Genomic DNA, 24205 nt, shown 5'->3' with positions numbered 1-24205 from the left:
ACCTTAACGATTCAGCAGGGGCGCTTATTGATGCAAATCAAATACGTCTTCGCCTACTCCTTAGGTGGTATGCGACTGATTTGTCAGGATTTTTATAAGTGGCGGAAATCGCAGGCTTTTCGCGCTCGTTGAATTTGTGTACAAATCAGGGGCGGTTTTGCCAAAATCGATACGCCTGCATATCAGCGGCGTTTTTTAGGGGAAGGGTATGTCTACGACACCGTTATGGCTTGTTCAGAATGTTCGTTTACCGGGTCAGGAAGGGCTGTGGCAGCTCGCCATTGAGAACGGGCGATTTGGTGACATCACCCCGATGGACGACACCCACGCCGAAAGTTATGAAGTATTGAACGCGCGCGGCGGGCTGGCTATTCCGCCGTTCATTGAGCCGCATATCCATCTTGATACGACCCAGACCGCGGGTGAGCCGAACTGGAACCAGTCCGGCACGCTGTTTGAGGGCATTGAGCGCTGGGCGGAGCGCAAGGCGTTGCTCAGCCATGAGGATGTTAAAGCGCGCGCCTGGAAAACGCTGAAGTGGCAAATTGCCAACGGCATCCAGTTTGTCCGTACCCATGTGGATGTCTCCGACCCGACGCTCACCGCCCTTAAGGCGATGCTGGAGGTGAAGCAGGAGGTTGCCCCGTGGGTGACGCTGCAAATCGTCGCGTTCCCGCAGGAAGGTATTCTCTCTTACCCGAACGGCGCGGCGCTGCTGGAAGAGGCGTTAAGGCTGGGGGCCGACGTGGTGGGGGCGATCCCACACTTCGAGTTCACCCGCGAGTATGGCGTGCAGTCGCTGCATATCGCTTTTGAACTGGCGAAGAAGTATGACCGTCCGCTGGATATCCACTGCGATGAAATCGACGACGAACAGTCGCGGTTTGTCGAGACGGTGGCAACGCTGGCGTATGAGGCCGGCATCGGCCCGCGCGTGTCGGCCAGCCACACCACCGCCATGCACTCCTACAACGGCGCTTACACCTCGCGGCTCTTCCGTCTGCTGAAAATGTCGGGGATTAATTTCGTCGCCAACCCGCTGGTCAATATCCATCTGCAGGGACGCTTTGATGACTATCCGAAGCGCCGCGGCATCACCCGGGTAAAAGAGCTCCAGGAAGCGGGCATTAACGTCTGCTTCGGCCATGATGACGTCTTCGACCCGTGGTACCCACTCGGCACCGGCAACATGCTGCAGGTGCTGCATATGGGGCTGCACGTCTGCCAGATGATGGGCTATCCGCAAATCGACAGCGGCCTGAATCTCATCACCCATAACAGCGCCCGTACCTTCGGCCTGAGCGATTACGGTATTGCCACGGGGAACCCGGCGAACCTGATTATTCTGCCTGCGGAGAGCGGGTTTGAAGCGGTGCGCTGTCAGGTGCCGGTGCGCTGGTCGATTCGTCAGGGGCGGATTATCGCCACCACGCAGCTGGCGCAGACCTGGATCCAGATGGATACCGGAGGAGAAGAGGTAAGCTTTGCCAGAAACAGCCCCTCTGCCGAGCGCAAAGGGGCGTAGGGGTTAGTGAGACGCCGCTGCCGCGTTGTGCTGGCGGTGGCGGGTCACGAAGCCCAGAACGAAGCACATGATGAACACCACGGCATACAGACCGTTCGCGGTGTGCAGCGCCGCCAGCGGACCGCTGTGGGCGACGATCGGGCCGGTGACCACGAAGGTCAGCATGGTGCCGATGGTGCCGCAGGTCAGGACGAAGTTAACCAGCTTCGGCGAGGCCACTTTGGTCTGCAGGGAGCCCAGGGTGATGATCGAGGTATAAATGGCGCTGGAGAAGAAGCCCAGGGTCAGAATGAACCACGGCATATGCTCCGGTGAACCGTTGATGAACAGGTACATCAGCACGGTCGCCAGCCCCGCCAGCACGGTCAGAATGCGCTGCAGGTCGAAGAAGCGCAGGATGAAGCTAAACGCCCACATGCCGAACATGTAAGACATCCAGAAATCGCTCACCAGTTTACCCGCGTCGTTCAGGCTCATGCCCAGACCTTTGGCGTACTCCGGTACCCAGGAGATAAAGCCCAGCTGGCCCAGGATATAGCACAGCGCGGCGATGGAGAGGAACAGCACGCCGATGCCCCACTTTTCTTTCGCAACGGGTTCTGCGGTGGTTTGCGCTTTCTTGCCCAGCACCGGGAACTCGCAGCCGAAGGTCAGAATAAAGATCGCCACGTAGACCAGGCCGATGCAGGCATAGACCCAGTACCACTCGATGCTGCGCGCCAGCAGAACCGCCGCGACCATCGGGAAAATCATTCCGGCCATGCTGAAGAAGGAGTCGGTAAACAGCAGACGCGCGCCGCGCTGGCGGCCTTCATACATATGGGTAATCAGGAACGTACCGATCGACATGGTGATCCCGCTGACCAGACCGAGCACGAACATGGCTGCGGAGAACAGGGCGATGCTGTGGCTCAGCATCAGTCCCGCCACGGCGGCAACCATCAGCACAAAGCCAAAGCGCAGCTGGGTTTTCAGTGGGACGATTTCCATCAGCCAGGCGTTCAGGAAGATAGAGATCAGGATCCCCGCGTTGAGGAAGGTGAAGGTGTTACTCATGCTGGAAACGGGCAGCTGGAAGTAGTCTGCGATATTTCCCATCACCATCCCGGTGACGATCACCAACGCGCCGGTCAGGGCGTAGGAGAAGAAGCTGATCCATGTGAGCTTGATGCGATTGCTGTTAGTCATGTCTGGCCTGTTCAGAAAAAGAAAAGCGCCCAGGGGGCGCTGAGAGCGGGCAGATTTTAGTCGTTAAAGTGATCTATTCCTATCTTTTAATGGCAATGATTACGTCATTGCAGGTTTTAGTGTGATCTAAATCACATTAATTGGCGGCATAACCAATCGTTTGCGTAGTAATAATTGTTTCAACTTCGTAAAATTAGGTAAAAGGCTGGTCTCCGTTCATACTGCTCTTTAGAATCAAGCCATTCGCTTTTTATACTGCGCTTTGTTAAGGAATTCTCATGCTCAAATCAACACTGGCGGCTGTCGCAGCTGTGTTTGCTCTTTCTGCCGTTTCCCCTGCTGCGCTGGCAGCCAAAGGGGACCCTCACGTACTGCTGACCACCTCTGCCGGGAATATTGAGCTGGAACTGAATAGCCAGAAAGCCCCTGTTTCCGTGAAAAACTTCCTCGACTACGTGAACAGTGGTTTCTATAACAACACCACCTTCCACCGCGTGATCCCAGGCTTCATGATTCAGGGTGGTGGTTTCAACGAGCAGATGCAGCAGAAACAGCCGAACCCGCCTATTAAAAACGAAGCGGACAACGGCCTGCTGAACAAGCGCGGCACCATCTCCATGGCGCGTACCGCGGACAAAGATAGCGCAACCAGCCAGTTCTTCCTGAACGTGGCGGATAACGCCTTCCTCGACCACGGCCAGCGTGACTTTGGCTATGCGGTTTTCGGTAAAATCGTGAAAGGCATGGACGTGGCCGACAAGATTTCTCAGGTGCCTACTCACGACGTCGGTCCGTATCAGAATGTGCCGTCAAAACCTGTCGTGATCCTCTCCGCAAAAGTTCTGCCGTAATTCTTCTCAACGCGGGCTTCTCCTGCCCGCGTGATGTCACCCTCCCTGCGAAAGCGCGTTTTGCTGCTTATACTTGTGGCAAACGGACTATTCAGGGAGGCGTTAAGTGAAAAAACTCACCGACAAGCAAAAATCCCGTCTCTGGGAGCAGCAGCGTAACGTCAATTTACAGGCCAGTTGTCTCCTTGAAAAAGGTAAGGGTCCCTCAGAGCCCCATATTGAGACGCTGGAGCTTGGGCCTTCCGCGCCCGGGTTGCCCCATCTGTGCCTTATTCATCGCCATTTGTACCGCAGCGAGATGAAGCGGGCAGGCGAGTTACGTACCGACGATATTTTTAAGGGCGACATTCCTTTCTGTCATTTCGAATACATCGAGAAGATGGGTAACGAGCTGATGGCGGCGCTGGAAAGTGAAAAGTATCTCGTGGGTCTTGAGAAAGCGGCGTTTGTTGACCGGGTTAGCCACTATTACTGCGAAATCAACATGCTGCATCCGTTTATGCGCGGCAACGGTATTGCCCAACGCGTTTTCTTCGAGCAGCTGGCGCTCCACGCGGGCTACTCGCTGGACTGGCGCGATATCGATCCCGACCAGTGGGTGGCGGCTAACCGAAGCGGCGCAACGGGAGATTTAACCGCGCTAAACGCTATCTTTGCCAAAGTAGTGAGCGAAGCGCGGGAATCTGAGTAGAATAGGGCGGCATTTTTTTCGGGAGCCGCCATGATTCTGCTGATTGATAACTACGATTCCTTCACCTGGAACCTTTACCAGTATTTTTGTGAACTGGGTGCAGAGGTGGTTGTCCGCCGTAACGACGAGATCGGACTGGACGATATCGGGACGCTGGCTCCGCAGAAAATCGTGATTTCTCCGGGGCCGTGTACGCCGTCGGAATCGGGTATTTCTCTGGATGTTATCCAGCACTATGCCGGCAAGCTGCCAATCCTCGGCGTCTGTCTGGGCCATCAGGCGATTGCCCAGGCGTTTGGTGCCACCATCGTGCGCGCCGCGAAAGTGATGCACGGTAAAACTTCTCTGGTAACACACACCGGTACCGGGGTATTTACGGGGCTCAATAATCCGTTAACCGTGACGCGATACCATTCCCTGGTGATTGACCCGTCTACGCTGCCCGACTGCTTTGAGGTGACCGCCTGGAGCGATACGCAGGAGATCATGGGGATTCGCCATCGCGAATGGGATCTCGAAGGCGTGCAGTTCCACCCGGAAAGCATCCTCAGCGAGCAGGGGCACGCGCTGCTGGCAAATTTTCTCAATCGCTGAATATCTGTTGCCTTGCTGTGATTTTTTATGCATATTTTGTGATTATATTTTCACAATCACTGTGACATAAAAATGGATGGTCATGACATGGCAACTGAACAACCAGCAATTACCCGCGCGACATTTGATGAAGTGATCCTGCCGATTTATGCACCGGCTGAGTTTATCCCGGTGAAGGGGAAAGGCAGCCGCGTCTGGGATCAGCAGGGTAAAGAGTATGTGGATTTCGCGGGCGGTATTGCGGTCACGGCGCTGGGTCATTGCCATCCCGCGCTGGTTGAGGCGCTGAAAACCCAGGGCGAAAACCTGTGGCATACCAGCAACGTGTTCACCAACGAACCGGCGCTGCGCCTGGGCCGCAAGATCATTGATGCGACCTTTGCCGAGCGCGTGCTGTTTATGAACTCCGGCACTGAAGCCAACGAAACTGCGTTTAAGCTGGCGCGCTACTACGCGACAACGCGCCACAGCCCGTACAAAACCAAAATCATCGCCTTCCACAATGCCTTCCACGGACGCTCCTTCTTTACCGTCTCCGTTGGCGGCCAGCCGAAGTATTCCGACGGGTTTGGCCCGAAACCGGCCGACATCGTCCACGTGCCGTTTAACGATCTGCACGCGGTGAAAGCGGTGATGGACGACCACACCTGCGCGGTGGTGGTCGAGCCGATTCAGGGTGAAGGCGGCGTGACCGCGGCAACCCCGGAATTCCTGAAAGGGCTGCGCGCGCTGTGCGATGAGCATCAGGCGCTGCTGGTCTTTGATGAAGTGCAGTGCGGGATGGGGCGCACCGGCGATCTGTTCGCGTATATGCATTACGGCGTGACGCCGGATATTCTGACCAGCGCCAAAGCGCTCGGCGGCGGTTTCCCGGTGAGTGCGGTCCTGACGACGCAGGAGATCGCCTCCGCGTTCCACGTCGGTTCTCACGGCTCAACCTACGGCGGTAACCCGCTGGCGAGCGCCGTGGCGGGCGCTGCGTTCGACATCATCAACACGCCAGAGGTGTTGAACAGCGTTAGCGCGAAGCGCGAGCTGTTCGTAAAACACCTGCAGAAGATTGATGAGCAGTACGACGTGTTCAGCGAGATCCGTGGGATGGGGCTGCTGATTGGCGCCGAGCTGAAGCCGCAGTACAAAGGCCGCGCGCGTGATTTCCTGCACGCCGCCGCGCACGAAGGTGTGATGGTGCTCAACGCCGGACCGGACGTGATGCGCTTTGCGCCGTCGCTGGTGGTAGAAGACAAAGACATCGAAGACGGGTTAACCCGCTTTGCCGCCGCGGTCGCGAAGATCGTTAAAGGCTAATACTCGGTTCGCTTTAACCTGCGGGTTAGCCAAATCCCGTGATGCGGACGCTGACGCCATGCCACCGACGAAATGGTGTGCATGGTGTTCAGATGCCCCAGAATGCGCTGCAAATGCTGCTCCAGGGTGCTCATTGGCCCGTGGGTCAACGTCTCCGGCGCTTCCAGAATGTTTGAGTCACCCGACTCGCCCGGCGCGTCATACTCCAGACGCTGCTGACACCTCTGCAACGCAATTTCACACGACTGCAAATAGCGCTGCGCCAGATCCGGCGTCAGCATCGTGTGCTCGCGCGCCAGCGTGGTCATGGCGTTAATATGCTCGACGATAAACTGGCTGTGCGTCACCCAGAGCTTCATGTCTGCCAGATAGTGCGAGTTAAAGCCCGGCTCCTGCATCGCCTGGTTGAGCGAGTTAAACAGGGCGTTGTGCGCCTGGTTGACCTTCATCCGCTGATAGGCCAGCGGGGAGGGTTGCGGGTCGTCGCTCAGGATCAGGCGAATGGCCTGCTGGTCGGCTTCCAGCGCGTCGTGGGCGTTTTGCCTCAGCAGCCCGCTCTGCCACTGCGGCCACAGCCAGACCATTCCGCCAAAGGCAATCAGGCAGCCGATCAGGGTATCAATCAGCCTGGCGACAATAAACTGTTCGCCGTTCAGCGTAAGCAGCTGCAGGGTGTATACCGCCGTCACCGTAAAGCCCACCATCGCCCAGCCGTAGTTTTTGCGGATAATCAGATAGCTTACCAGCGTAATCGCCAGCATCCCTGCAAGGGTATAGCCTTCCGGCACGTGGAAGTGCAGCGTCACGCCCGCGATGATCAGCCCGGCCATCGTTCCGCCGGCCCGATGCAGAATACGCACCCGCGTGGCGCCGTAGCCGTTCTGGGTGACAAACAGCACGGTCATTAAGATCCAGTACGGTTTCGGCAGGTGCAGCGCCATGCCCATCAGGCTGGCGGTACTGAGCATCACGCTGATCCTTGCGGCGTTGCGCAGGGCGGACGATTTAAGAGAAAGATAGCTTTTGAGCGCGGGCAATAACGGCAGCCGTTTCTGCTTATCCGCCATCAGGTCGCGGGGATAAAGCGGGCGCTGCGTGCGCAACACGCGGGCAATGCGGCTGAAGTGCCAGGCGGCAAACTGGCCGACTGGGTTATCGGGATGCTGGCGGGCGATTTTCTCCAGCGCGCCCAGCTGCTTGTCCATGTTAAAGCGCGTCGGGTAGCGGTGGTAGAGAATATCATCGGCCAGCACGCGCAGACGTGCGGACACAGTTTGTGCGTTCCAGCGGATCACCGCTTCGGCGTGGCTGCGCTCGACCAGCTTTTGCACCTCCTGCGGGTGGTGAAGGCTTACGGAGATGTGCTCCTGTAGATCCAGCCCGACCTGGAAGGTGCGCAGCAGCCGCTTGTACTCGTGGTTCTTGTTGGCGGCGAGCATATGCAGCTGCTGATAGCACTGGCTTATGAGATCCACTACCTTCTGCTGGCGCGTCAGCAGCGGCGGTAAGGATTTTTCCGGATCGGTATGCTGGGTGAGCAGGGTGTATTTGGCTTCGCAGTAATCCGCAAGCTGCACATAGAGCAGGCTCAGGGATTCACGCAGCGGCTGCTCCCGCCACAGCCAGAACCAAAACCAGTTAAACAGCCCGTACCATAATGTCCCCAGGGCGTAGATCAGCAGCGGCTCCCACACCGGCATGTTCCCGGCGAGGCTCAGCGTGAAAATGGCCGCAATCAGCGAAGCGGGAAGCAGGCGGGCATGCAGCGAACTGATTTCCGCCGTGACGCCAAGGGTCATCGCCAGCACGGTCAGGATCAGCGGCAGCGGGATATCCCGGGCAAGCAGAAGCTGCACGGCGAGGCTACACCCGGCAAACAGGCAGCCGCCGATAATCAGGCGTTTGAAAAAGCGCTTATGCGGCGTGTCAAGACCGGCAATATTGCAGCAGGCGGGCACGAGGGAGAACAGCAGACCTTGCTGAAGATGTCCGAGGATCAGGCCTATGGCCACAGGAAGACACAACACCAGCGTTTGTCGCAGTGCGTAGTTAACTTCCGGGTGATAGATCAGCCTGCGCCACATGGGGAGTAGAGACAAAAACGGCGTGACACCTTGCGATGGCACGCCGTTTAAGCGGAATTAACGCGTTCCGTAGACCACGATGGTTTTACCGTGGGCGGAGATCAGGTTTTGATCTTCCAGCATTTTCAGGATACGGCCCACTGTTTCACGGGAGCAACCGACGATCTGACCAATTTCCTGACGGGTAATTTTTATTTGCATGCCGTCCGGGTGGGTCATGGCGTCTGGCTGTTTCGCCAGGTTCAGCAGGGTTTGCGCGATACGGCCGGTAACGTCCAGGAAGGCGAGGTTACCCACTTTCTCTGACGTCACCTGCAGACGGCGCGCCATCTGGGAAGAAAGACGCATCAGGATGTCAGGGTTAACCTGAATCAGCTGACGGAACTTCTTGTAAGAAATTTCAGCCACTTCACATGCTGTCTTTGCACGAACCCAGGCGCTACGTTCCTGGCCCTCTTCAAACAGGCCCAGTTCACCGATGAAATCGCCCTGGTTCAGATAAGAAAGGATCATCTCTTTCCCTTCTTCATCTTTGATCAGCACTGCCACCGAGCCTTTAACGATGTAATACAACGTTTCCGCTTTTTCACCCTGGTGAATCAGCGTGCTCTTCGATGGGTACTTATGAATGTGGCAATGAGACAAGAACCATTCGAGAGTCGGGTCTGTTTGCGGTTTGCCAAGCACCATGCGCTGTTATCCTCTGTTATAAGCTGTCACCAGAGTCATCAGATGCATCCGGACTCTGGGGTTGCAATCGAATTCTTACCCATACCCTGGGAAGTCGGCTACCGTAACGTTTCGCAGCCAGTAAAGTTTGATGTCCTCTGCATACATGTGTAACGTCAATGTATTACTGTAGCATCCTGAGTGTTTTAGCATAGCTTTCGCCGCGTGTCTCCTGGTGTCTCGCTTCAGCATGATGCAGGTCGCCTTCCATTGCGAGAAATGTAACGCACGCGTAATCTGTCACCAAAAATGCAACGTTGGAGTTAATGAATATGCAAGCGCGCGTGAAATGGGTTGAAGGTTTAACGTTCCTGGGCGAGTCCGCGTCAGGACACCAGATTTTGATGGACGGTAACTCCGGCGATAAAGCGCCAAGCCCAATGGAAATGGTGCTGATGGCGGCAGGCGGATGCAGCGCGATTGACGTAGTGTCGATTCTGCAGAAAGGTCGTCATGACGTGACGGATTGTGAGGTTAAACTCACGTCAGAACGTCGCGAAGAGGCGCCACGCCTGTTCACCCATATTAACCTGCACTTTGTGGTCACCGGTAAAGAGCTGAAAGACGCGGCGGTCTCGCGTGCGGTGGACCTGTCTGCGGAGAAGTACTGTTCTGTGGCGTTGATGCTGGAGAAAGCGGTAAAAATCACGCACTCGTATGAAGTGATCGAGGCGTGATTGATGGGGCATCGTGCGTGTTGATGCCCTCACCCTAACCCTCTCCCACAGGGAGAGGGAACATGCTCACGCGATCTGTTTCCCTTCCATCAGTCGCTCCACCAGCGGCGTCATGATGAGCTCCATCGCCAGCCCCATTTTTCCGCCCGGCACGACTAACGTATTCATGTGCGAAATAAACGAGCCCTGCAGCATTGCCAGCAGCCACGGGTAATCAATGCCTTCGAGATTGCGGAAATGGATCACCACAAAGCTCTCATCCAGCGACGGGATGCTTTTAGCGGCAAACGGGTTTGAGGTGTCCACCGTCGGCACGCGCTGGAAGTTGATATGGGTGCGGGAAAACTGCGGCGTCAGGAAGTTAATGTAATCCTCCATGGAGCGCACCACGGAGTCCATCACTGCCTCTCGCGAATGGCCGCGCTCGCTCATGTCGCGGGTCAGCTTCTGGATCCACTCCAGGTTAACGATAGGGACCACGCCGACCAGCAGATCCACATGGCGCGCCACGTCGTGTTGAGGGGTGACCACGCCGCCGTGCAATCCCTCGTAAAACAGGACGTCGGTGGGTTCCGGCAGCGGCTGCCACGGGGTAAAGGTTCCCGGCACCTGATTCCAGGGTACGGCTTCATCATAGGTGTGCAGATACTTGCGGGACTGCCCTTTGCCGCTCTTACCATACTCTATAAAGGTTTGTTCCAGCAGGCCGAAGTCATTGGCTTCCGGGCCGAAGTAGCTGATGTGTTTACCCGAATCGCGCGCCTTACGAATGGCCATGTCCATCTCCGGACGCGTGTAGCGGTGAAAGCTGTCGCCTTCGACCTCCGCCGCACGGAGATTCAGCTGGGCGAAAATCTTGCGAAATGCGAGGCTGGTGGTGGTGGTTCCCGCACCACTCGACCCCGTAACGGCAATAACCGGATGTCTGGCAGACATAGCAACTCCCTGACTGAAAAGGGTGGAAGATCAGCCGTGAAACGCGTTGCGGGGCATGATATTGACCGTCTCATGCAGTTCTGACCACACCAGCACCACGTCGCCGCTTTTCAGCTGGCGCTTAACATCGTTGACCTTTTGCTCAAGCGAGCGTTCCTGTTCACCATAATCGGTGCCTTCGCGTAATACAAAGCTTTCAATCAGATTATCGAGCGTAATGGGCGCCAGATCCTGCCAGGGAATAATCATTTTGCACCGTCCAGATAAGGGGTTAGCCAGTCAGGAATACGCGCCTCAAGCCACATTTTCGGGCGGCGCAGCGTGCCGCCGATAAACCCGACGTGGCCGCCATGCTCGGTCAACTGATAGTGAACGTTGTCGGGCAGGAATTCCTGAGCGGGGATCGAATGATGATCCATAAACGGGTCATCTTTGGCATGAATAATCAGCGTTGGCTGCGTGATCTTGCTGAGCAGCGGCATGGCGCTGCACTGACGATAATAGTCAATCGCATCGGCGAAGCCGTGGATTTTCGCGGTGATCAGGTCGTCGAACTCGCGGATACGGCGCACCTTTTTCAGCTGGCGCAGGCTTACCGGCAGGGTATCCGGGTAGGCCTTCAGCTTACGCGCCGCGTTGGCCTTCAGAAGGTTGAGCAGGTAGCGCTGATAGACGCGGGAAAAGCCTTTATCCATGTGGTAGCTGCACTGCTCCAGCATAAACGGGGCGGAGACAATGACGGCGGCATCCAGCGGGACGCTTTCACCCTCTTTGGCCAGCAGACAGGCCAGCATGTTGCCGCCCAGCGAGTAGCCCACGGCGGCCGTTGGCACGGTGCCATAATTTTCCCGCAGCCAGTGTAAAAACCACGTCCCGTCTTCGGTTTCACCCGAGTGATAAATGCGTTTCTGGCGATTCGGTTCACCGCTGCAGCCGCGAAAATGCATCACCACGCCGAGCCAGCCGCGCGCTTTTGCCGCCTCAATTAGCCCATGTGCATACGGGCTGTTAAGGCTGCCTTCCAGACCGTGGAAAACCACCAGACGCGGCTTATGACGAGCCTGTTCCGGCGCTTCGCTCCAGGCGAGATCCAGAAAATCACCGTCTGGCAGGTCAAGCCGTTGCCAGTGCGGGGTGAACTGAACCTTGCGGCGGATCAGTCGCGGCAGCATGGTCTGCAAATGGGGATTGGCCACGCCGAGCATAGGCACGAACTCAGTGCTGTCTTCGGCCGCAATGTCGAAGTCTGATGGAATGATTTGGGTCATAAGCGCGATGCTGATTCTTGTCGGAAATTTACGATACTTTCCGAATTGTACCCCGTTTAAGCTGGATTTCCGAACCCGGTACGGATTCTGTTCTTCAAACGGGGTAAACAGGTCAGTCAGCCTGCAGTATCGCTTCCAGCTGTTCCTGCGCGTCGAGCCACGCCATTTCGCACTCTTCGAGGCTGGATTTGGTCTTCGCCTGGGTTTGCAGGCAGTCCGTCAGCTCAGCCTTGCGGCTCTGGTCATACAGGCCGCTATCGCCGAGCTTCTCTTCAACGACAGCCAGCGTGGCGTTGAGTTTTTCCATCTCTTTTTCGAGACGGGTAATCTCTTTACGCAGCGGCTGCGTCTGGGTGCGCAGTTCCGCTTCACGGCGCTTCTGATCTTTACGCGCCTGCGCGCTGTTGGCGTTGTCTTTTGCTGACTCTTCCGGCTGGTTTTCCTGCTTCTGCACGTCCGTCAGCCACTGCTGGTAGTCTTCGAGATCGCCGTCGAACGGTTCGACTTTGCCGCCGTGCACTAAATAGAGATCGTCCGTGGTGGAGCGGATCAGGTGACGGTCGTGCGAAACCACCACCAGCGCGCCCTCGAACTCAATCAGCGCTTCGGTCAGCGCCTGACGCATGTCGAGATCCAGGTGGTTAGTCGGTTCATCGAGCAGCAGCAGGTTCGGGCGCTGCCAGACGATCAGCGCCAGCACCAGACGGGCCTTTTCGCCGCCAGAAAAGCGCTCGGTGTTTTCAGTCACCTTATCGCCCTGGAAGCCGAAGCCGCCGAGATAGTCGCGCAGCTTCTGCTCCATCTCCTGCGGCGCCAGACGCGCGAGGTGCTGAATCGGCGATTCATCCGCGCGTAAAAATTCCAGCTGATGCTGGGCGAAGTAGCCCAGCTTGATGCCCTTCGCCAGGCCGATTTCGCCGCTGACCGGGTTAAGCTCGCCCGCCAGCAGTTTGATCAGCGTCGATTTACCGGCACCGTTGCGCCCAAGTAAACCGATACGGGAACCCGGCACCAGGTTGAGCTTGATGGAGTCGAGAATAATGCGGTCGGCATAGCCCGCGCTGACCTTCTCCATCTTCAGCAGCGGGTTCGGCAGGCTTTCCGGCTCGCGGAAGCTGAAGTGGAACGGGTTATCCACGTGCGCCGGGGCAATCATCTCCATGCGTTCCAGCATCTTGATGCGGCTCTGGGCCTGCTTGGCTTTTGAGGCTTTGGCCTTAAAGCGATCCACAAAGCTCTGCAGGTGCGCCACGCGCTGCTGCTGGCTTTCGTACATGGACTGCTGCTGGGCGAGACGCGTCGCGCGCTGGCGCTCGAAGGAGCTGTAGTTGCCGGTGTACTCGAACATCGTTTGCTGTTCGATATGGATAATTTTATCCACCACCGGGTCAAGGAAGTCGCGGTCGTGGGAGATCAGAATCAGAGTGCCCTGATAGCTCTTGAGCCACTTCTCCAGCCAAATAACCGCATCGAGATCGAGGTGGTTGGTCGGTTCGTCAAGCAACAGCAGGTCAGAGCGGCAGATCAGCGCCTGCGCCAGGTTAAGACGCATACGCCAGCCGCCGGAGAAGTCGCTGACCGGGCGTTCCAGCTGTTCGTTGCTGAAGCCCAGGCCGTGCAGCAGGCTGGAGGCGCGGGAGCGAATGGTCCACGCGTCGATGGCGTCCAGCTTGCCGTGAACGGTGGCGATGGCGTGACCGTCGTTGCGCTCGTTAGCAGAATGAAGTTCCGCTTCCAGCTTGCGGTATTCACGGTCGCCGTCGATAACATAGTCGAGTGCCGGTTCGCTCAGCGCAGGCGTCTCCTGGTTTACCCAGGCGAGCTGCCAGTTTCCCGGGAAGGTAAAGTTACCGCCATCCGCGCTAATCTCGTTTTTCAGCAGCGCCAGCAGGGTGGATTTACCGCAGCCGTTTTTGCCGACCAGACCCACTTTTTGGCCTGGGTTGATGGTAGCAGTGGCGTTATCCAGCAGGACGCGCACGCCGCGACGAATTTGTAACGAGGAGAAAACAATCATAGAAGCGCCGTATGTTCCGACTATGTTAATTTGTCATTATGATAATGTAAGGTGTGGGCCATTTTCCGCACCGGGCCGCCATGGTAGCCCAAAACAGCGACGATACACAAAAACAGAAACAAGACCGGGAGGGGAATGATGTCTCAGACAGCAAAAGTGCTGCTGCTGTATGCCCATCCGGAATCTCAGGACTCGGTGGCAAACCGGGTGCTGCTTAAGCCGGCCACACAGCTCAGTAACGTGACGGTGCACGATCTCTACGCGCACTATCCTGATTTCTTTATTGATATCCCTTACGAGCAGGAGCTGCTGCGTCAGCATGACGTGATTGTGTTCCAGCATCCGCTTTATACCTATAGCTGTCCGGCGCTGCTGAAAGAGTGGCTGGACCGCGTGCTGAGCCGGGGCTTCTCCAGCGGGGTGGGGGGCAACCAGCTGGCGGGAAAGTACTGGCGTAGTGTGATTACGACCGGTGAACCTGAAAGCGCTTACCGTCACGACGGGCTGAACCGCTATCCGATGAGCGACATCCTGCGGCCTTTCGAGCTGACGGCGGCGATGTGCCGTATGCACTGGATGAGCCCGATTATTGTCTACTGGGCGCGGCGACAGGATCCGAAAGAACTGGCAAGCCACGCCAGAGCCTACGGTGAATGGCTGGCGTCACCGATTCCGGCAGGAGGTCGTTAATGGAAGGATCGAATTTGCTCCTCGCCGGGGTGCTGTTTTTATTTGCGGCCGTCGTCGCGGTACCGCTTGCTGCACGCATTGGTATCGGTGCGGTATTGGGTTATCTGCTGGCGGGGATCGCGATCGGCCCCTGGGGACTGGGATTCATCAGCGATGTGGATGAGATTCTCCATTTCTCCGAGCTGGGCGTGGTGTTCCTGATGTTCATCATCGGCCTTGAGCTGAATCCTTCGAAATTGTGGCAGCTTAGACGCTCTATCTTTGGCGTGGGCGCCGCGCAGGTGTTGTTCAGCGCCGCGATTCTGGGTGGCCTGTTAATGCTGACGAATTTCTCCTGGCAAGCGGCGGTGATAGGCGGAATCGGCCTTGCGATGTCGTCGACGGCAATGGCGCTGCAGCTGATGCGCGATAAGGGGATGAACCGTAACGAAGCCGGTCAGCTGGGTTTCTCGGTGCTGCTGTTCCAGGATTTGGCGGTGATCCCGGCGCTGGCGCTGGTGCCGCTGCTGGCGGGCTCCGGGGACGATCATTTCGACTGGGCTAAAATCGCCATGAAGGTGCTGGCCTTCGCGGGCATGCTGATCGGCGGTCGTTTCCTGCTACGTCCCGTGTTCCGCTTTATTGCCGCGTCGGGCGTTCGCGAGGTGTTTACCGCCGCGACGCTGCTGCTGGTGCTGGGATCGGCGTTGTTTATGGACGCGCTGGGTCTGTCGATGGCGCTCGGGACCTTTATCGCCGGGGTGCTGCTGGCGGAGAGCGAGTATCGGCACGAGCTGGAAATTGCCATCGATCCCTTCAAAGGGCTGCTGTTAGGCCTGTTCTTTATTTCTGTGGGGATGGCGCTCAACCTTGGCGTACTCTACACCCATCTGCTGTGGGTTATTGTTAGCGTCGCCATCCTGGTGGCGGTGAAGATGCTGGTGCTGTACGTCATGTCACGTATCTATGGGCTGCGCAGTTCGGAACGCATGCAGTTTGCCAGCGTGTTGAGCCAGGGAGGCGAGTTCGCGTTTGTGCTGTTCTCCACCGCATCTTCCCAGAAGCTGTTTAAAGACGATCAGATGGCGCTTTTGCTGGTGACGGTCACGCTGTCTATGATGACCACGCCGCTGCTGATGAAGCTGGTGGATAAACTGCTGTCGCGTCGCCTGAATCCAACTGACGATGAAGACGAAGCGCCGTGGGTGGAAGACGACAAGCCGCAGGTGATTGTGGTGGGCTTTGGCCGTTTCGGACAGGTTATCGGGCGTTTGCTGATGGCGAACAAAATGCGCATTACGGTACTGGAGCGGGATATCAGCGCGGTCAACCTGATGCGTAAATATGGCTACAAGGTTTACTACGGCGACGCGACCCAGCTCGAGCTGCTGCGCTCGGCGGGGGCGGAAGCGGCAGAGTCCATCGTAATTACCTGTAACGATCCGGAAGACACGATGAAGCTGGTGGAGCTGTGCCAGCAGCATTTCCCGCATCTGCATATTCTGGCGCGTGCGCGGGGACGTGTTGAAGCTCACGAATTGTTGCAGGCGGGTGTGAAATACTTCTCCCGTGAGACGTTCTCCAGTGCGCTGGAGCTGGGCCGTAAGGCGCTGATCTCGCTCGGCATGCATCCGCATCAGGCGCAGCGCGCCCAGATGCACTTCCGCCGGCTGGATATGCGGATGTTGCGCGAGCTGATGCCGGTACATACCGATACGGCGCAGATCTCCCGCGTGCGGGAAGCGCGTCGCGAGCTGGAGGAGATCTTCCAGCGAGAGATGCAACAGGAACGACGCCAGCTTGATGGCTGGGATGAATTTGAATAAAGGGTAACGAAAGATGGCTGTACGTAAACGCTTTATTGCGGGTGCAAAATGCCCGACCTGCCAGGCGCAAGATACCCTGGCGATGTGGCGGGAAAATAATATTGATGTTGTTGAGTGTGTTAAGTGCGGTCACCAGATGCGTGAGGCCGATAAAGAGGCCCGTGATCACGTTCGCAAAGAAGAGCAAGTTATCGGGATTTTTCATCCGGACTAGCGATATGCCCTGAGTTTTTTTAAGCTAAAGGGTACACGGGTGCAGATTTCCGCTACAATCTGCGCCAGCAATTTTCCCACGCTCAGGAGATATCATGAAAGTAGCAAAAGACCTGGTGGTCAGCCTGGCCTATCAGGTACGTACAGAAGACGGTGTGTTGGTTGATGAGTCTCCGGTGAGTGCGCCGCTTGACTACCTGCATGGTCACGGTTCCCTGATTTCCGGCCTGGAAAACGCGCTGGAAGGTCATGAAGTTGGCGACAAATTTGACGTTGCTGTAGGCGCGAACGACGCTTACGGTCAGTATGACGACAACCTGGTTCAGCGCGTTCCTAAAGACGTGTTCATGGGCGTTGACGAGCTGCAGGTTGGCATGCGCTTCCTGGCTGAAACTGACCAGGGCCCGGTACCTGTTGAAATCACCGAAGTGGAAGACGACCATGTCGTGGTTGACGGTAACCACATGCTGGCTGGCCAGAACCTGAAGTTCAACGTAGAAGTCGTTGCGATCCGTGAAGCGACCGAAGAAGAGTTGGCTCATGGCCACGTTCACGGTGCGCACGGTCACGACCATGACCACGATCACGGCCACGACGGCTGCTGCGGTGGTCACGGCCACGATCACGACCATGGTCACGACCACGGTAAAGGTGGTTGCGGTAACGGCGGCTGCGGTTGCCACTAATTCCGTCATGCGGAAAATAAAAAAGCGGGATAATAATCCCGCTTTTTTTACGCCTCAATAATGAGGAGGTGGCGTCTCTTCTGACTGAGAGGCAATGTTTGACGGCTGCGTGGCCTTCAGCTTTTCCGTCAGCAGGCGCATATGATCCCGCAGTTTTGCCATTTCGAGCTCATGTGCGGTCACGGTCTGGTTTAGCTCTTCGATGGTGATGTCCTGAAAAGCCAGGCGGCTTTCCAGCTCAGCCATTCTCGCTTCTATTGCTGTATCCTTCATCATTCACCTCGTTTATTTCAGATTCGCCATAATGGCCCTGCGGCGGCGCAGTTTAACTGAGTTTATCCTTAAGTACAGTCTGCATCCCTTTGGCAGGAAACTTATTTAAACAAAAATAGTCTGAAAAGTGGCGAGAATTGGAAGTGTCTGTCTGTAGATTTCTTCCGCAACGTTTTATAGTACGTAACTCATTTACGTTTAACGCTGGGGTGAGAGTCCCCAGGCCCTGGAGATATGGATGAAATCACTGTTTAAAGTAACGCTGCTGGCGACGACGATGGCTGTTGCGCTGAACGCGCCGCTGTCATTCGCTGCTGATACTGCTGCGAAGCCTGCTGCCACTGCAGACAGCAAAGCGGCGTTCAAAAATGACGACCAGAAATCCGCCTATGCACTGGGCGCATCTCTGGGCCGTTACATGGAAAACTCTCTGAAAGAACAAGAGAAACTGGGCATCAAACTGGATAAAGCTCAGCTGATAGCGGGCGTTCAGGACGCATTTGCAGATAAGAGCAAGCTGTCTGACCAGGAAATTGAACAGACTCTGCAGGCGTTCGAAGCGCGCGTGAAGGGTGCCGCGCAGACCAAGATGGACGCGGACGCGAAAGACAACGAAGCGAAAGGCAAAGCCTACCGCGATACGTTTGCCAAAGAGAAGGGTGTGAAAACCTCTTCTACCGGCCTGGTGTACAAAGTTGAGAAAGAAGGCACCGGCGATGCGCCTAAAGACAGCGACACCGTTGTTGTGAACTACAAAGGTACGCTGATCGACGGTAAAGAGTTCGATAACTCTTACACCCGCGGTGAGCCGCTCTCCTTCCGTCTGGATGGTGTGATCCCGGGCTGGACTGAAGGCCTGAAAAACATCAAGAAAGGCGGCAAGATCAAGATGGTTATCCCACCGGATCTGGCCTATGGCAAAACCGGCGTTCCGGGTATCCCTGCTAACTCTACGCTGGTCTTTGACGTAGAGCTGCTGGATATCAAACCGGCACCGAAAGCGGATGCGAAAGCAGACGCACCGGCTGACGATAAAGCCGCTGCTGCTAAGAAGTAATGTTGAAAAAAAACCGCCGCCTTTAAGGCGGCGGTTTTTTTATTGTGGGGCAGATATAATTAACACTGGAAAGCGCTACGCACGCTGTATTAATTTAGTTGTCCGTGTAGATAATGAGCCTGCCCTGAAAACCTAACGACAGGCTCCTGAAAAGGAGTGTTTTTTTCATGTCCAGGTCGCTTTTAACCAACGAAACCAGTGAACTTGATTTGCTGGATCAACGTCCTTTCGATCAGACCGACTTCGATATTCTGAAATCCTACGAAGCGGTAGTGGACGGGTTAGCGATGCTCATTGGCTCCCACTGCGAAATCGTATTGCACTCCCTGCAAGATCTGAAGTGTTCCGCCATCCGCATTGCGAATGGTGAGCATACTGGCCGTAAAATTGGTTCGCCAATTACCGACCTTGCATTGCGTATGCTGCATGACATGACCGGCGCGGACAGCAGCGTCTCAAAATGCTATTTCACCCGCGCCAAAAGCGGCGTGCTGATGAAGTCAGAAACCATCGCGATTCGAAACCGCGAGCATCGTGTTATTGGGCTGCTGTGCATCAACATGAACCTTGATGTGCCATTCTCGCAAATCATGAGCACCTTTATTCCGCCAGAAACGCCGGACGTTGGCTCTTCTGTTAACTTTGCCTCCTCCGTTGAAGATCTGGTGACCCAGACGCTTGAGTTTACGATTGAAGAGGTGAATGCCGATCGCAACGTCTCGAACAACGCCAAGAATCGTCAGATCGTGCTCAATCTTTATGAAAAAGGGATTTTTGATATTAAAGACGCCATCAACCAGGTGGCCGATCGTCTGAACATCTCCAAGCACACGGTCTACCTCTATATTCGCCAGTTCAAAAGCGGCGATTTCCTGGGACAAGACAAGTAATGCGTTTTGCTTTAATGGTGACAGGCCCGGCGTACGGCACTCAGCAGGCCAGCAGCGCGCTGCAGTTTGCGCATGCGCTACTGACGGCCGGACACGAGCTGGCGAGCGTCTTCTTCTATCGGGAAGGGGTGTATAACGCGAATCAGTTTACGTCACCGGCGAGCGACGAGTTCGATCTGGTGCGCGCCTGGCAGGCATTAAACGAAAAGCAGGGCGTAGAACTGCACATCTGCGTGGCGGCGGCACTGCGCCGTGGCGTGACCGATGCAACCGAAGCCGCGCGTCTTGGTTTATCGGGTTCTAACCTGCAGCCCGGCTTTTCGTTAAGTGGCCTGGGCGCGCTGGCACAGGCGGCGTTAACCTGCGACAGAGTGGTGCAATTCTAATGAAGCGTGTCGCGTTTGTTTTTTCCTCCGCACCGCACGGCAATGCGTCCGGCAGAGAAGGGCTGGATGCGCTGCTCGCGACCTCAGCATTGACCGAAGATATCGGTGTCTTCTTTTTGAGCGACGGCGTATTCCAGCTTCTGGCGGGGCAACAGCCTCAGGCCATTCTGGCGCGTGATTACATCGCGACGTTCAAAGTATTACCGCTTTACGATATCGAAACCTTCTATGTCTGTGCCGACTCCCTGGCCGCGCGCGGTTTAAACGAGGCAACGCCTTTCGTGATGGATGTGACAGTCCTGTCTTCTGCTGCATTGCGCGAGCACCTTTCCCACTACGACACCGTTCTGACTTTCTGAGGCTGACATGCTCCATACTCTGAGCCATTCACCGTGGCAATGTGATATCGACGCGTTACTGAGTATGCTGCGCGAAGGTGATGACCTGCTGCTGATTCAGGATGGCGTGCTTGCCGCACTGGAAGGCAGTCGTTTCGTTGAAATTCTCACGAATGCCCCCATAACAGTCTCTGCGCTGAAGGACGATCTGGATGCGCGGGGTCTTTCTGGTCAAATTTCAGCCAAAATTGACGTGGTTGGCTATACTGATTTCGTCAATCTTACTGTGACGCACGCCAGTCAAATGAACTGGTGATTTGAGATCGCTGTATATTTCTTGACACCTTTTCGACGTAGCCCTAAAATTTCGCGTCCTCATATTGTATGAGGTCGTTTTATTACGTGTTTACGAAGCAAAAGCTAAAACCAGGAGCTATTTAATGGCAACAGTTAACCAGCTGGTACGCAAACCACGTGCACGCAAAGTTGCGAAAAGCAACGTGCCTGCGCTGGAAGCCTGCCCGCAGAAACGTGGCGTATGTACTCGTGTATATACCACCACTCCTAAAAAACCAAACTCCGCACTGCGTAAAGTATGCCGTGTGCGTTTGACTAACGGTTTCGAAGTGACTTCCTACATCGGTGGTGAAGGTCACAACCTGCAGGAGCACTCCGTGATCCTGATCCGTGGCGGTCGTGTTAAAGACCTTCCGGGTGTTCGTTACCACACCGTTCGTGGTGCGCTGGACTGCTCAGGTGTTAAAGACCGTAAGCAGGCTCGCTCCAAGTACGGCGTGAAGCGTCCTAAGGCTTAATGGTTCTCCGTTAAGTAAGGCCAAACTGATTTATCTTAATGTCACACTAAACTCTTTGAGTTTTGGACAATCCTGAATTAACAACGGAGTATTCCCATGCCACGTCGTCGCGTCATTGGTCAGCGTAAAATTCTTCCAGATCCGAAATTCGGATCAGAACTGCTGGCAAAATTTGTAAATATCCTGATGGTAGATGGTAAAAAATCTACTGCAGAAGCAATCGTATACAGCGCGCTTGAGACCCTGGCTCAGCGTTCTGGTAAAAATGAACTGGAAGCTTTCGAAGTCGCTCTCGACAACGTTCGCCCAACCGTAGAAGTTAAGTCCCGCCGCGTTGGTGGTTCTACTTATCAGGTTCCAGTTGAAGTTCGTCCGGTTCGTCGTAATGCTCTGGCAATGCGTTGGATCGTTGAAGCTGCTCGTAAACGCGGTGATAAATCCATGGCTCTGCGTCTGGCGAACGAACTTTCTGATGCTGCAGACAACAAAGGTACTGCAGTTAAGAAACGTGAAGACGTTCACCGTATGGCAGAAGCCAACAAGGCGTTCGCACACTACCGTTGGTAATCCCTTCGGAGTCTTAGTCACCAGGCGGGCGCTTCAGAGAAGCCGCCCGCTCTGGGTAACTTAACTGAACGCCTAAAGATATAAACGAGGAATCAAATGGCTCGTACAACACCCATCGCACGCTACCGTAACATCGGTATCAGTGCGCACATCGACGCCGGTAAAACCACTACTACCGAACGTATTCTGTTCTACACCGGTGTAAACCATAAAATCGGTGAAGTTCATGACGGCGCTGCCACCATGGACTGGATGGAACAGGAGCAGGAGCGTGGTATCACTATCACCTCCGCAGCGACTACTGCATTCTGGTCAGGTATGGCTAAGCAGTACGAACCGCATCGCGTAAACATCATCGACACCCCAGGGCACGTTGACTTCACCATCGAAGTAGAACGTTCCATGCGTGTTCTTGACGGCGCGGTAATGGTTTATTGCGCAGTTGGTGGTGTTCAGCCACAGTCTGAAACCGTATGGCGTCAGGCGAACAAATATAAAGTTCCACGCATCGCGTTCGTTAACAAAATGGACCGTATGGGTGCTAACTTCCTGAAAGTTGTTGGCCAGATCAAAACCCGTCTGGGCGCGAACCCTGTTCCGCTGCAGCTGGCAATTGGTGCTGAAGAAGGCTTCACCGGCGTTATCGACCTGGTGAAAATGAAAGCCATCAACTGGAACGATGCAGACCAGGGCGTTACCTTCGAATACGAAGATATCCCAGCTGCAATGCAGGACCTGGCTGACGAATGGCACCAGAACCTGATCGAATCCGCTGCTGAAGCTTCTGAAGAGCTGATGGAGAAATACCTGGGTGGTGAAGAACTGACTGAAGAAGAGATCAAAAAAGCTCTGCGTCAGCGCGTTCTGAACAACGAAATCATCCTGGTAACCTGTGGTTCTGCGTTCAAGAACAAAGGTGTTCAGGCGATGCTGGATGCGGTAGTTGACTACCTGCCATCCCCGGTTGACGTTCCTGCGATCAACGGCATCCTGGACGACGGTAAAGATACTCCGGCTGAGCGTCACGCAAGCGACGAAGAGCCATTCTCTGCACTGGCGTTCAAAATTGCTACCGACCCATTCGTGGGTAACCTGACCTTCTTCCGCGTTTACTCTGGTGTGGTTAACTCCGGTGACACCATCCTGAACTCCGTGAAAGCGGCGCGTGAACGTTTTGGCCGTATCGTACAGATGCACGCTAACAAACGTGAAGAGATCAAAGAAGTTCGCGCGGGCGACATCGCTGCAGCTATCGGTCTGAAAGACGTGACCACTGGTGACACCCTGTGTGACCCGGATCACCCGATCATTCTGGAGCGTATGGAATTCCCTGAGCCGGTAATCTCCATCGCAGTTGAACCAAAAACCAAAGCTGACCAGGAAAAAATGGGTCTGGCTCTGGGCCGTCTGGCGAAAGAAGACCCATCATTCCGCGTATGGACTGATGAAGAATCTAACCAGACCATCATCGCTGGTATGGGTGAACTGCACCTGGACATCATCGTTGACCGTATGAAGCGTGAATTCAACGTTGAAGCGAACGTGGGTAAACCTCAGGTTGCTTACCGCGAAGCGATTCGCGCGAAAGTTACCGATGTTGAAGGTAAACACGCTAAGCAGTCTGGTGGTCGCGGTCAGTACGGTCACGTTGTGATCGACATGTACCCACTGGAGCCGGGCTCTAACCCGAAAGGTTACGAGTTCATCAACGACATCAAAGGTGGTGTAATTCCTGGCGAATACATCCCAGCCGTTGATAAAGGCATCCAGGAACAGCTGAAAGCGGGCCCTCTGGCTGGCTATCCGGTTGTTGACATGGGTGTTCGTCTGCACTTCGGTTCTTACCACGACGTTGACTCCTCTGAACTGGCGTTTAAACTGGCTGCGTCTATTGCCTTTAAAGAAGGCTTTAAGAAAGCAAAACCAGTTCTGCTTGAGCCAATCATGAAGGTTGAAGTAGAAACTCCTGAAGAGAACACCGGTGACGTTATCGGTGACTTGAGCCGTCGTCGCGGTATGCTGCGTGGTCAGGAATCCGAAGTAACTGGCGTTAAGATCCACGCTGAAGTTCCGCTGTCTGAAATGTTCGGATATGCAACTCAGCTGCGTTCTCTGACCAAAGGTCGTGCATCATACACCATGGAATTCCTGAAGTATGATGATGCGCCTAACAACGTTGCTCAGGCCGTTATTGAAGCCCGTGGTAAGTAATCCACAGGATTAAAACCTAAGTCCCGTGCTCTCTCCACAGGGGAGAGCACTATAGTAAGGAATATAGCCGTGTCTAAAGAAAAATTTGAACGTACAAAACCGCACGTCAACGTTGGTACTATCGGCCACGTTGACCATGGTAAAACTACCCTGACTGCTGCAATCACTACCGTTCTGGCAAAAACCTACGGTGGTTCTGCTCGTGCATTCGACCAGATCGATAACGCACCAGAAGAAAAAGCTCGTGGTATCACCATCAACACTTCCCACGTTGAATATGACACCCCGACTCGCCACTACGCACACGTAGACTGCCCAGGCCACGCCGACTATGTTAAAAACATGATCACCGGTGCTGCGCAGATGGACGGCGCGATCCTGGTTGTTGCTGCGACTGACGGCCCAA

Annotated in this window: 26 protein-coding genes and 2 pseudogenes; 20 read left to right on the top strand and 8 right to left on the bottom strand. The window is 55.4% G+C overall.

Going from position 1 to position 24205, the window contains the following annotated elements; genetic code table 11:
- Positions 1 to 208: 208 nt before the first annotated feature.
- Positions 209 to 1525 (top strand): cytosine deaminase, encoded by a 1317-nt coding sequence (locus tag NUX24_RS13845; RefSeq protein ID WP_257832227.1) that lies wholly within the window; start codon positions 209 to 211, stop codon positions 1523 to 1525.
- 3 nt (positions 1526 to 1528) lie between these two features.
- On the opposite strand, the gene tsgA is transcribed toward NUX24_RS13845, so the two are convergent.
- The gene (gene tsgA, locus NUX24_RS13840) at positions 1529 to 2713 is read right to left on the bottom strand and encodes an MFS transporter TsgA (RefSeq protein ID WP_039263090.1); all 1185 of its coding nucleotides are present in this window, start codon (positions 2711 to 2713) and stop codon (positions 1529 to 1531) included.
- Positions 2714 to 2991: 278 nt separating this feature from the next.
- Between tsgA and ppiA the strand changes: the two genes are divergently transcribed.
- The 5 genes and pseudogenes from ppiA (at position 2992) to NUX24_RS13820 (ending at position 6157) form a co-directional block, all read left to right on the top strand.
- On the top strand, positions 2992 to 3564 hold the full coding sequence (ppiA, locus tag NUX24_RS13835; protein ID WP_014885514.1) for a peptidylprolyl isomerase A: 573 nt from the start codon (positions 2992 to 2994) through the stop codon (positions 3562 to 3564).
- A gap of 106 nt (positions 3565 to 3670) precedes the next feature.
- Positions 3671 to 3742: pseudogene (locus NUX24_RS21850) on the top strand (YhfG family protein); the annotation flags it as partial.
- 45 nt (positions 3743 to 3787) lie between these two features.
- Positions 3788 to 4255: pseudogene (locus NUX24_RS13830) on the top strand (putative adenosine monophosphate-protein transferase Fic); the annotation flags it as partial.
- A gap of 30 nt (positions 4256 to 4285) precedes the next feature.
- Positions 4286 to 4849 (top strand): aminodeoxychorismate synthase component 2, encoded by a 564-nt coding sequence (gene pabA, locus NUX24_RS13825; RefSeq protein ID WP_214577418.1) that lies wholly within the window; start codon positions 4286 to 4288, stop codon positions 4847 to 4849.
- 87 nt (positions 4850 to 4936) lie between these two features.
- A complete protein-coding gene (locus NUX24_RS13820) occupies positions 4937 to 6157 on the top strand; it encodes an aspartate aminotransferase family protein (protein ID WP_257832222.1) in 1221 nt (406 codons plus the stop codon).
- On the opposite strand, the gene NUX24_RS13815 is transcribed toward NUX24_RS13820, so the two are convergent.
- Together NUX24_RS13815 and crp are read right to left on the bottom strand one after the other, a co-directional pair.
- On the bottom strand, positions 6154 to 8241 hold the full coding sequence (locus NUX24_RS13815) for a YccS/YhfK family putative transporter (protein WP_126330690.1): 2088 nt from the start codon (positions 8239 to 8241) through the stop codon (positions 6154 to 6156). The genes NUX24_RS13820 and NUX24_RS13815 overlap by 4 nt on opposite strands.
- A 57-nt stretch (positions 8242 to 8298) precedes the next feature.
- Positions 8299 to 8931, bottom strand: coding sequence for a cAMP-activated global transcriptional regulator CRP (gene crp / locus NUX24_RS13810; RefSeq protein ID WP_000242758.1), 633 nt, complete (start codon positions 8929 to 8931; stop codon positions 8299 to 8301).
- 311 nt (positions 8932 to 9242) lie between these two features.
- Here crp and NUX24_RS13805 point away from each other — a divergent pair, with 311 nt between their 5' ends.
- Positions 9243 to 9647, top strand: a complete 405-nt coding sequence (locus NUX24_RS13805; RefSeq protein ID WP_008503018.1) for an OsmC family protein — start codon at positions 9243 to 9245, stop codon at positions 9645 to 9647.
- Between the two features lie 66 nt (positions 9648 to 9713).
- Here NUX24_RS13805 and NUX24_RS13800 read toward each other — a convergent pair whose 3' ends face one another.
- The 4 genes from NUX24_RS13800 to NUX24_RS13785 all read right to left on the bottom strand — a co-directional run bounded on the left by NUX24_RS13800 (position 9714) and on the right by NUX24_RS13785 (position 13868).
- Positions 9714 to 10583: a phosphoribulokinase gene (locus NUX24_RS13800; protein ID WP_023309465.1), complete on the bottom strand. Its 870-nt coding sequence runs from the start codon at positions 10581 to 10583 to the stop codon at positions 9714 to 9716.
- A 30-nt stretch (positions 10584 to 10613) separates the two neighbouring features.
- Positions 10614 to 10832 carry a YheU family protein gene (locus NUX24_RS13795; protein ID WP_047652866.1) on the bottom strand — a complete coding sequence of 73 codons (219 nt, stop codon included), beginning with the start codon at positions 10830 to 10832 and terminating at the stop codon, positions 10614 to 10616.
- Positions 10829 to 11851, bottom strand: a complete 1023-nt coding sequence (locus NUX24_RS13790; protein WP_257832218.1) for a hydrolase — start codon at positions 11849 to 11851, stop codon at positions 10829 to 10831. Before NUX24_RS13790 ends, NUX24_RS13795 begins: the two co-directional genes overlap by 4 nt.
- A gap of 112 nt (positions 11852 to 11963) precedes the next feature.
- Positions 11964 to 13868 carry an ABC transporter ATP-binding protein gene (locus NUX24_RS13785; protein ID WP_257832216.1) on the bottom strand — a complete coding sequence of 635 codons (1905 nt, stop codon included), beginning with the start codon at positions 13866 to 13868 and terminating at the stop codon, positions 11964 to 11966.
- 135 nt (positions 13869 to 14003) lie between these two features.
- Between NUX24_RS13785 and kefG the strand changes: the two genes are divergently transcribed.
- From kefG to slyD, 4 genes are all read left to right on the top strand, one after another.
- Positions 14004 to 14558 (top strand): glutathione-regulated potassium-efflux system ancillary protein KefG, encoded by a 555-nt coding sequence (gene kefG / locus NUX24_RS13780; RefSeq protein ID WP_021242220.1) that lies wholly within the window; start codon positions 14004 to 14006, stop codon positions 14556 to 14558.
- Positions 14558 to 16363, top strand: a complete 1806-nt coding sequence (gene kefB, locus NUX24_RS13775; protein ID WP_257832214.1) for a glutathione-regulated potassium-efflux system protein KefB — start codon at positions 14558 to 14560, stop codon at positions 16361 to 16363. The genes kefG and kefB overlap by 1 nt, the downstream gene beginning before the upstream one ends.
- Before the next feature lie 13 nt (positions 16364 to 16376).
- Positions 16377 to 16577 carry a YheV family putative zinc ribbon protein gene (locus NUX24_RS13770; protein ID WP_010436300.1) on the top strand — a complete coding sequence of 67 codons (201 nt, stop codon included), beginning with the start codon at positions 16377 to 16379 and terminating at the stop codon, positions 16575 to 16577.
- A gap of 94 nt (positions 16578 to 16671) precedes the next feature.
- Positions 16672 to 17262: a peptidylprolyl isomerase gene (slyD, locus tag NUX24_RS13765; RefSeq protein ID WP_014833521.1), complete on the top strand. Its 591-nt coding sequence runs from the start codon at positions 16672 to 16674 to the stop codon at positions 17260 to 17262.
- A gap of 54 nt (positions 17263 to 17316) precedes the next feature.
- Here slyD and NUX24_RS13760 read toward each other — a convergent pair whose 3' ends face one another.
- The gene (locus NUX24_RS13760) at positions 17317 to 17535 is read right to left on the bottom strand and encodes a protein SlyX (protein ID WP_023309461.1); all 219 of its coding nucleotides are present in this window, start codon (positions 17533 to 17535) and stop codon (positions 17317 to 17319) included.
- Positions 17536 to 17773: 238 nt separating this feature from the next.
- Between NUX24_RS13760 and fkpA the strand changes: the two genes are divergently transcribed.
- From fkpA to NUX24_RS13715, 9 genes are all read left to right on the top strand, one after another.
- Entirely contained in the window at positions 17774 to 18592 is an 819-nt protein-coding gene (gene fkpA, locus NUX24_RS13755; protein WP_023309460.1) for an FKBP-type peptidyl-prolyl cis-trans isomerase, read from the top strand.
- Positions 18593 to 18759: 167 nt separating this feature from the next.
- Complete coding sequence (locus NUX24_RS13750) at positions 18760 to 19482, top strand: transcriptional regulator (RefSeq protein WP_003861697.1); 723 nt, start codon at positions 18760 to 18762, stop codon at positions 19480 to 19482.
- A complete protein-coding gene (gene tusD / locus NUX24_RS13745) occupies positions 19482 to 19868 on the top strand; it encodes a sulfurtransferase complex subunit TusD (RefSeq protein ID WP_047652863.1) in 387 nt (128 codons plus the stop codon). Before NUX24_RS13750 ends, tusD begins: the two co-directional genes overlap by 1 nt.
- Positions 19868 to 20227 carry a sulfurtransferase complex subunit TusC gene (gene tusC, locus NUX24_RS13740; protein WP_257832209.1) on the top strand — a complete coding sequence of 120 codons (360 nt, stop codon included), beginning with the start codon at positions 19868 to 19870 and terminating at the stop codon, positions 20225 to 20227. The genes tusD and tusC overlap by 1 nt, the downstream gene beginning before the upstream one ends.
- A gap of 7 nt (positions 20228 to 20234) precedes the next feature.
- Positions 20235 to 20522, top strand: a complete 288-nt coding sequence (tusB, locus tag NUX24_RS13735; RefSeq protein ID WP_024907951.1) for a sulfurtransferase complex subunit TusB — start codon at positions 20235 to 20237, stop codon at positions 20520 to 20522.
- 124 nt (positions 20523 to 20646) lie between these two features.
- Positions 20647 to 21021 (top strand): 30S ribosomal protein S12, encoded by a 375-nt coding sequence (rpsL, locus tag NUX24_RS13730; protein WP_000246815.1) that lies wholly within the window; start codon positions 20647 to 20649, stop codon positions 21019 to 21021.
- A 96-nt stretch (positions 21022 to 21117) separates the two neighbouring features.
- Positions 21118 to 21588, top strand: a complete 471-nt coding sequence (gene rpsG, locus NUX24_RS13725; protein WP_004106370.1) for a 30S ribosomal protein S7 — start codon at positions 21118 to 21120, stop codon at positions 21586 to 21588.
- A 96-nt stretch (positions 21589 to 21684) separates the two neighbouring features.
- Positions 21685 to 23799, top strand: coding sequence for an elongation factor G (fusA, locus tag NUX24_RS13720; protein WP_033146789.1), 2115 nt, complete (start codon positions 21685 to 21687; stop codon positions 23797 to 23799).
- Between the two features lie 69 nt (positions 23800 to 23868).
- Positions 23869 to 24205, top strand: a 337-nt coding sequence (locus NUX24_RS13715; protein WP_019725119.1) for a GTP-binding protein, incomplete at its 3' end; no start/stop codon positions are given.

The organism is Enterobacter sp. HG048 (assembly GCF_024702055.1).
GTDB classification, from domain to species: Bacteria; Pseudomonadota; Gammaproteobacteria; order Enterobacterales; family Enterobacteriaceae; genus Enterobacter; species Enterobacter dykesii.
The sequence above is the reverse complement of the archived record's forward strand: the minus strand, read 5'-3'. Positions and strand labels throughout refer to the sequence as shown.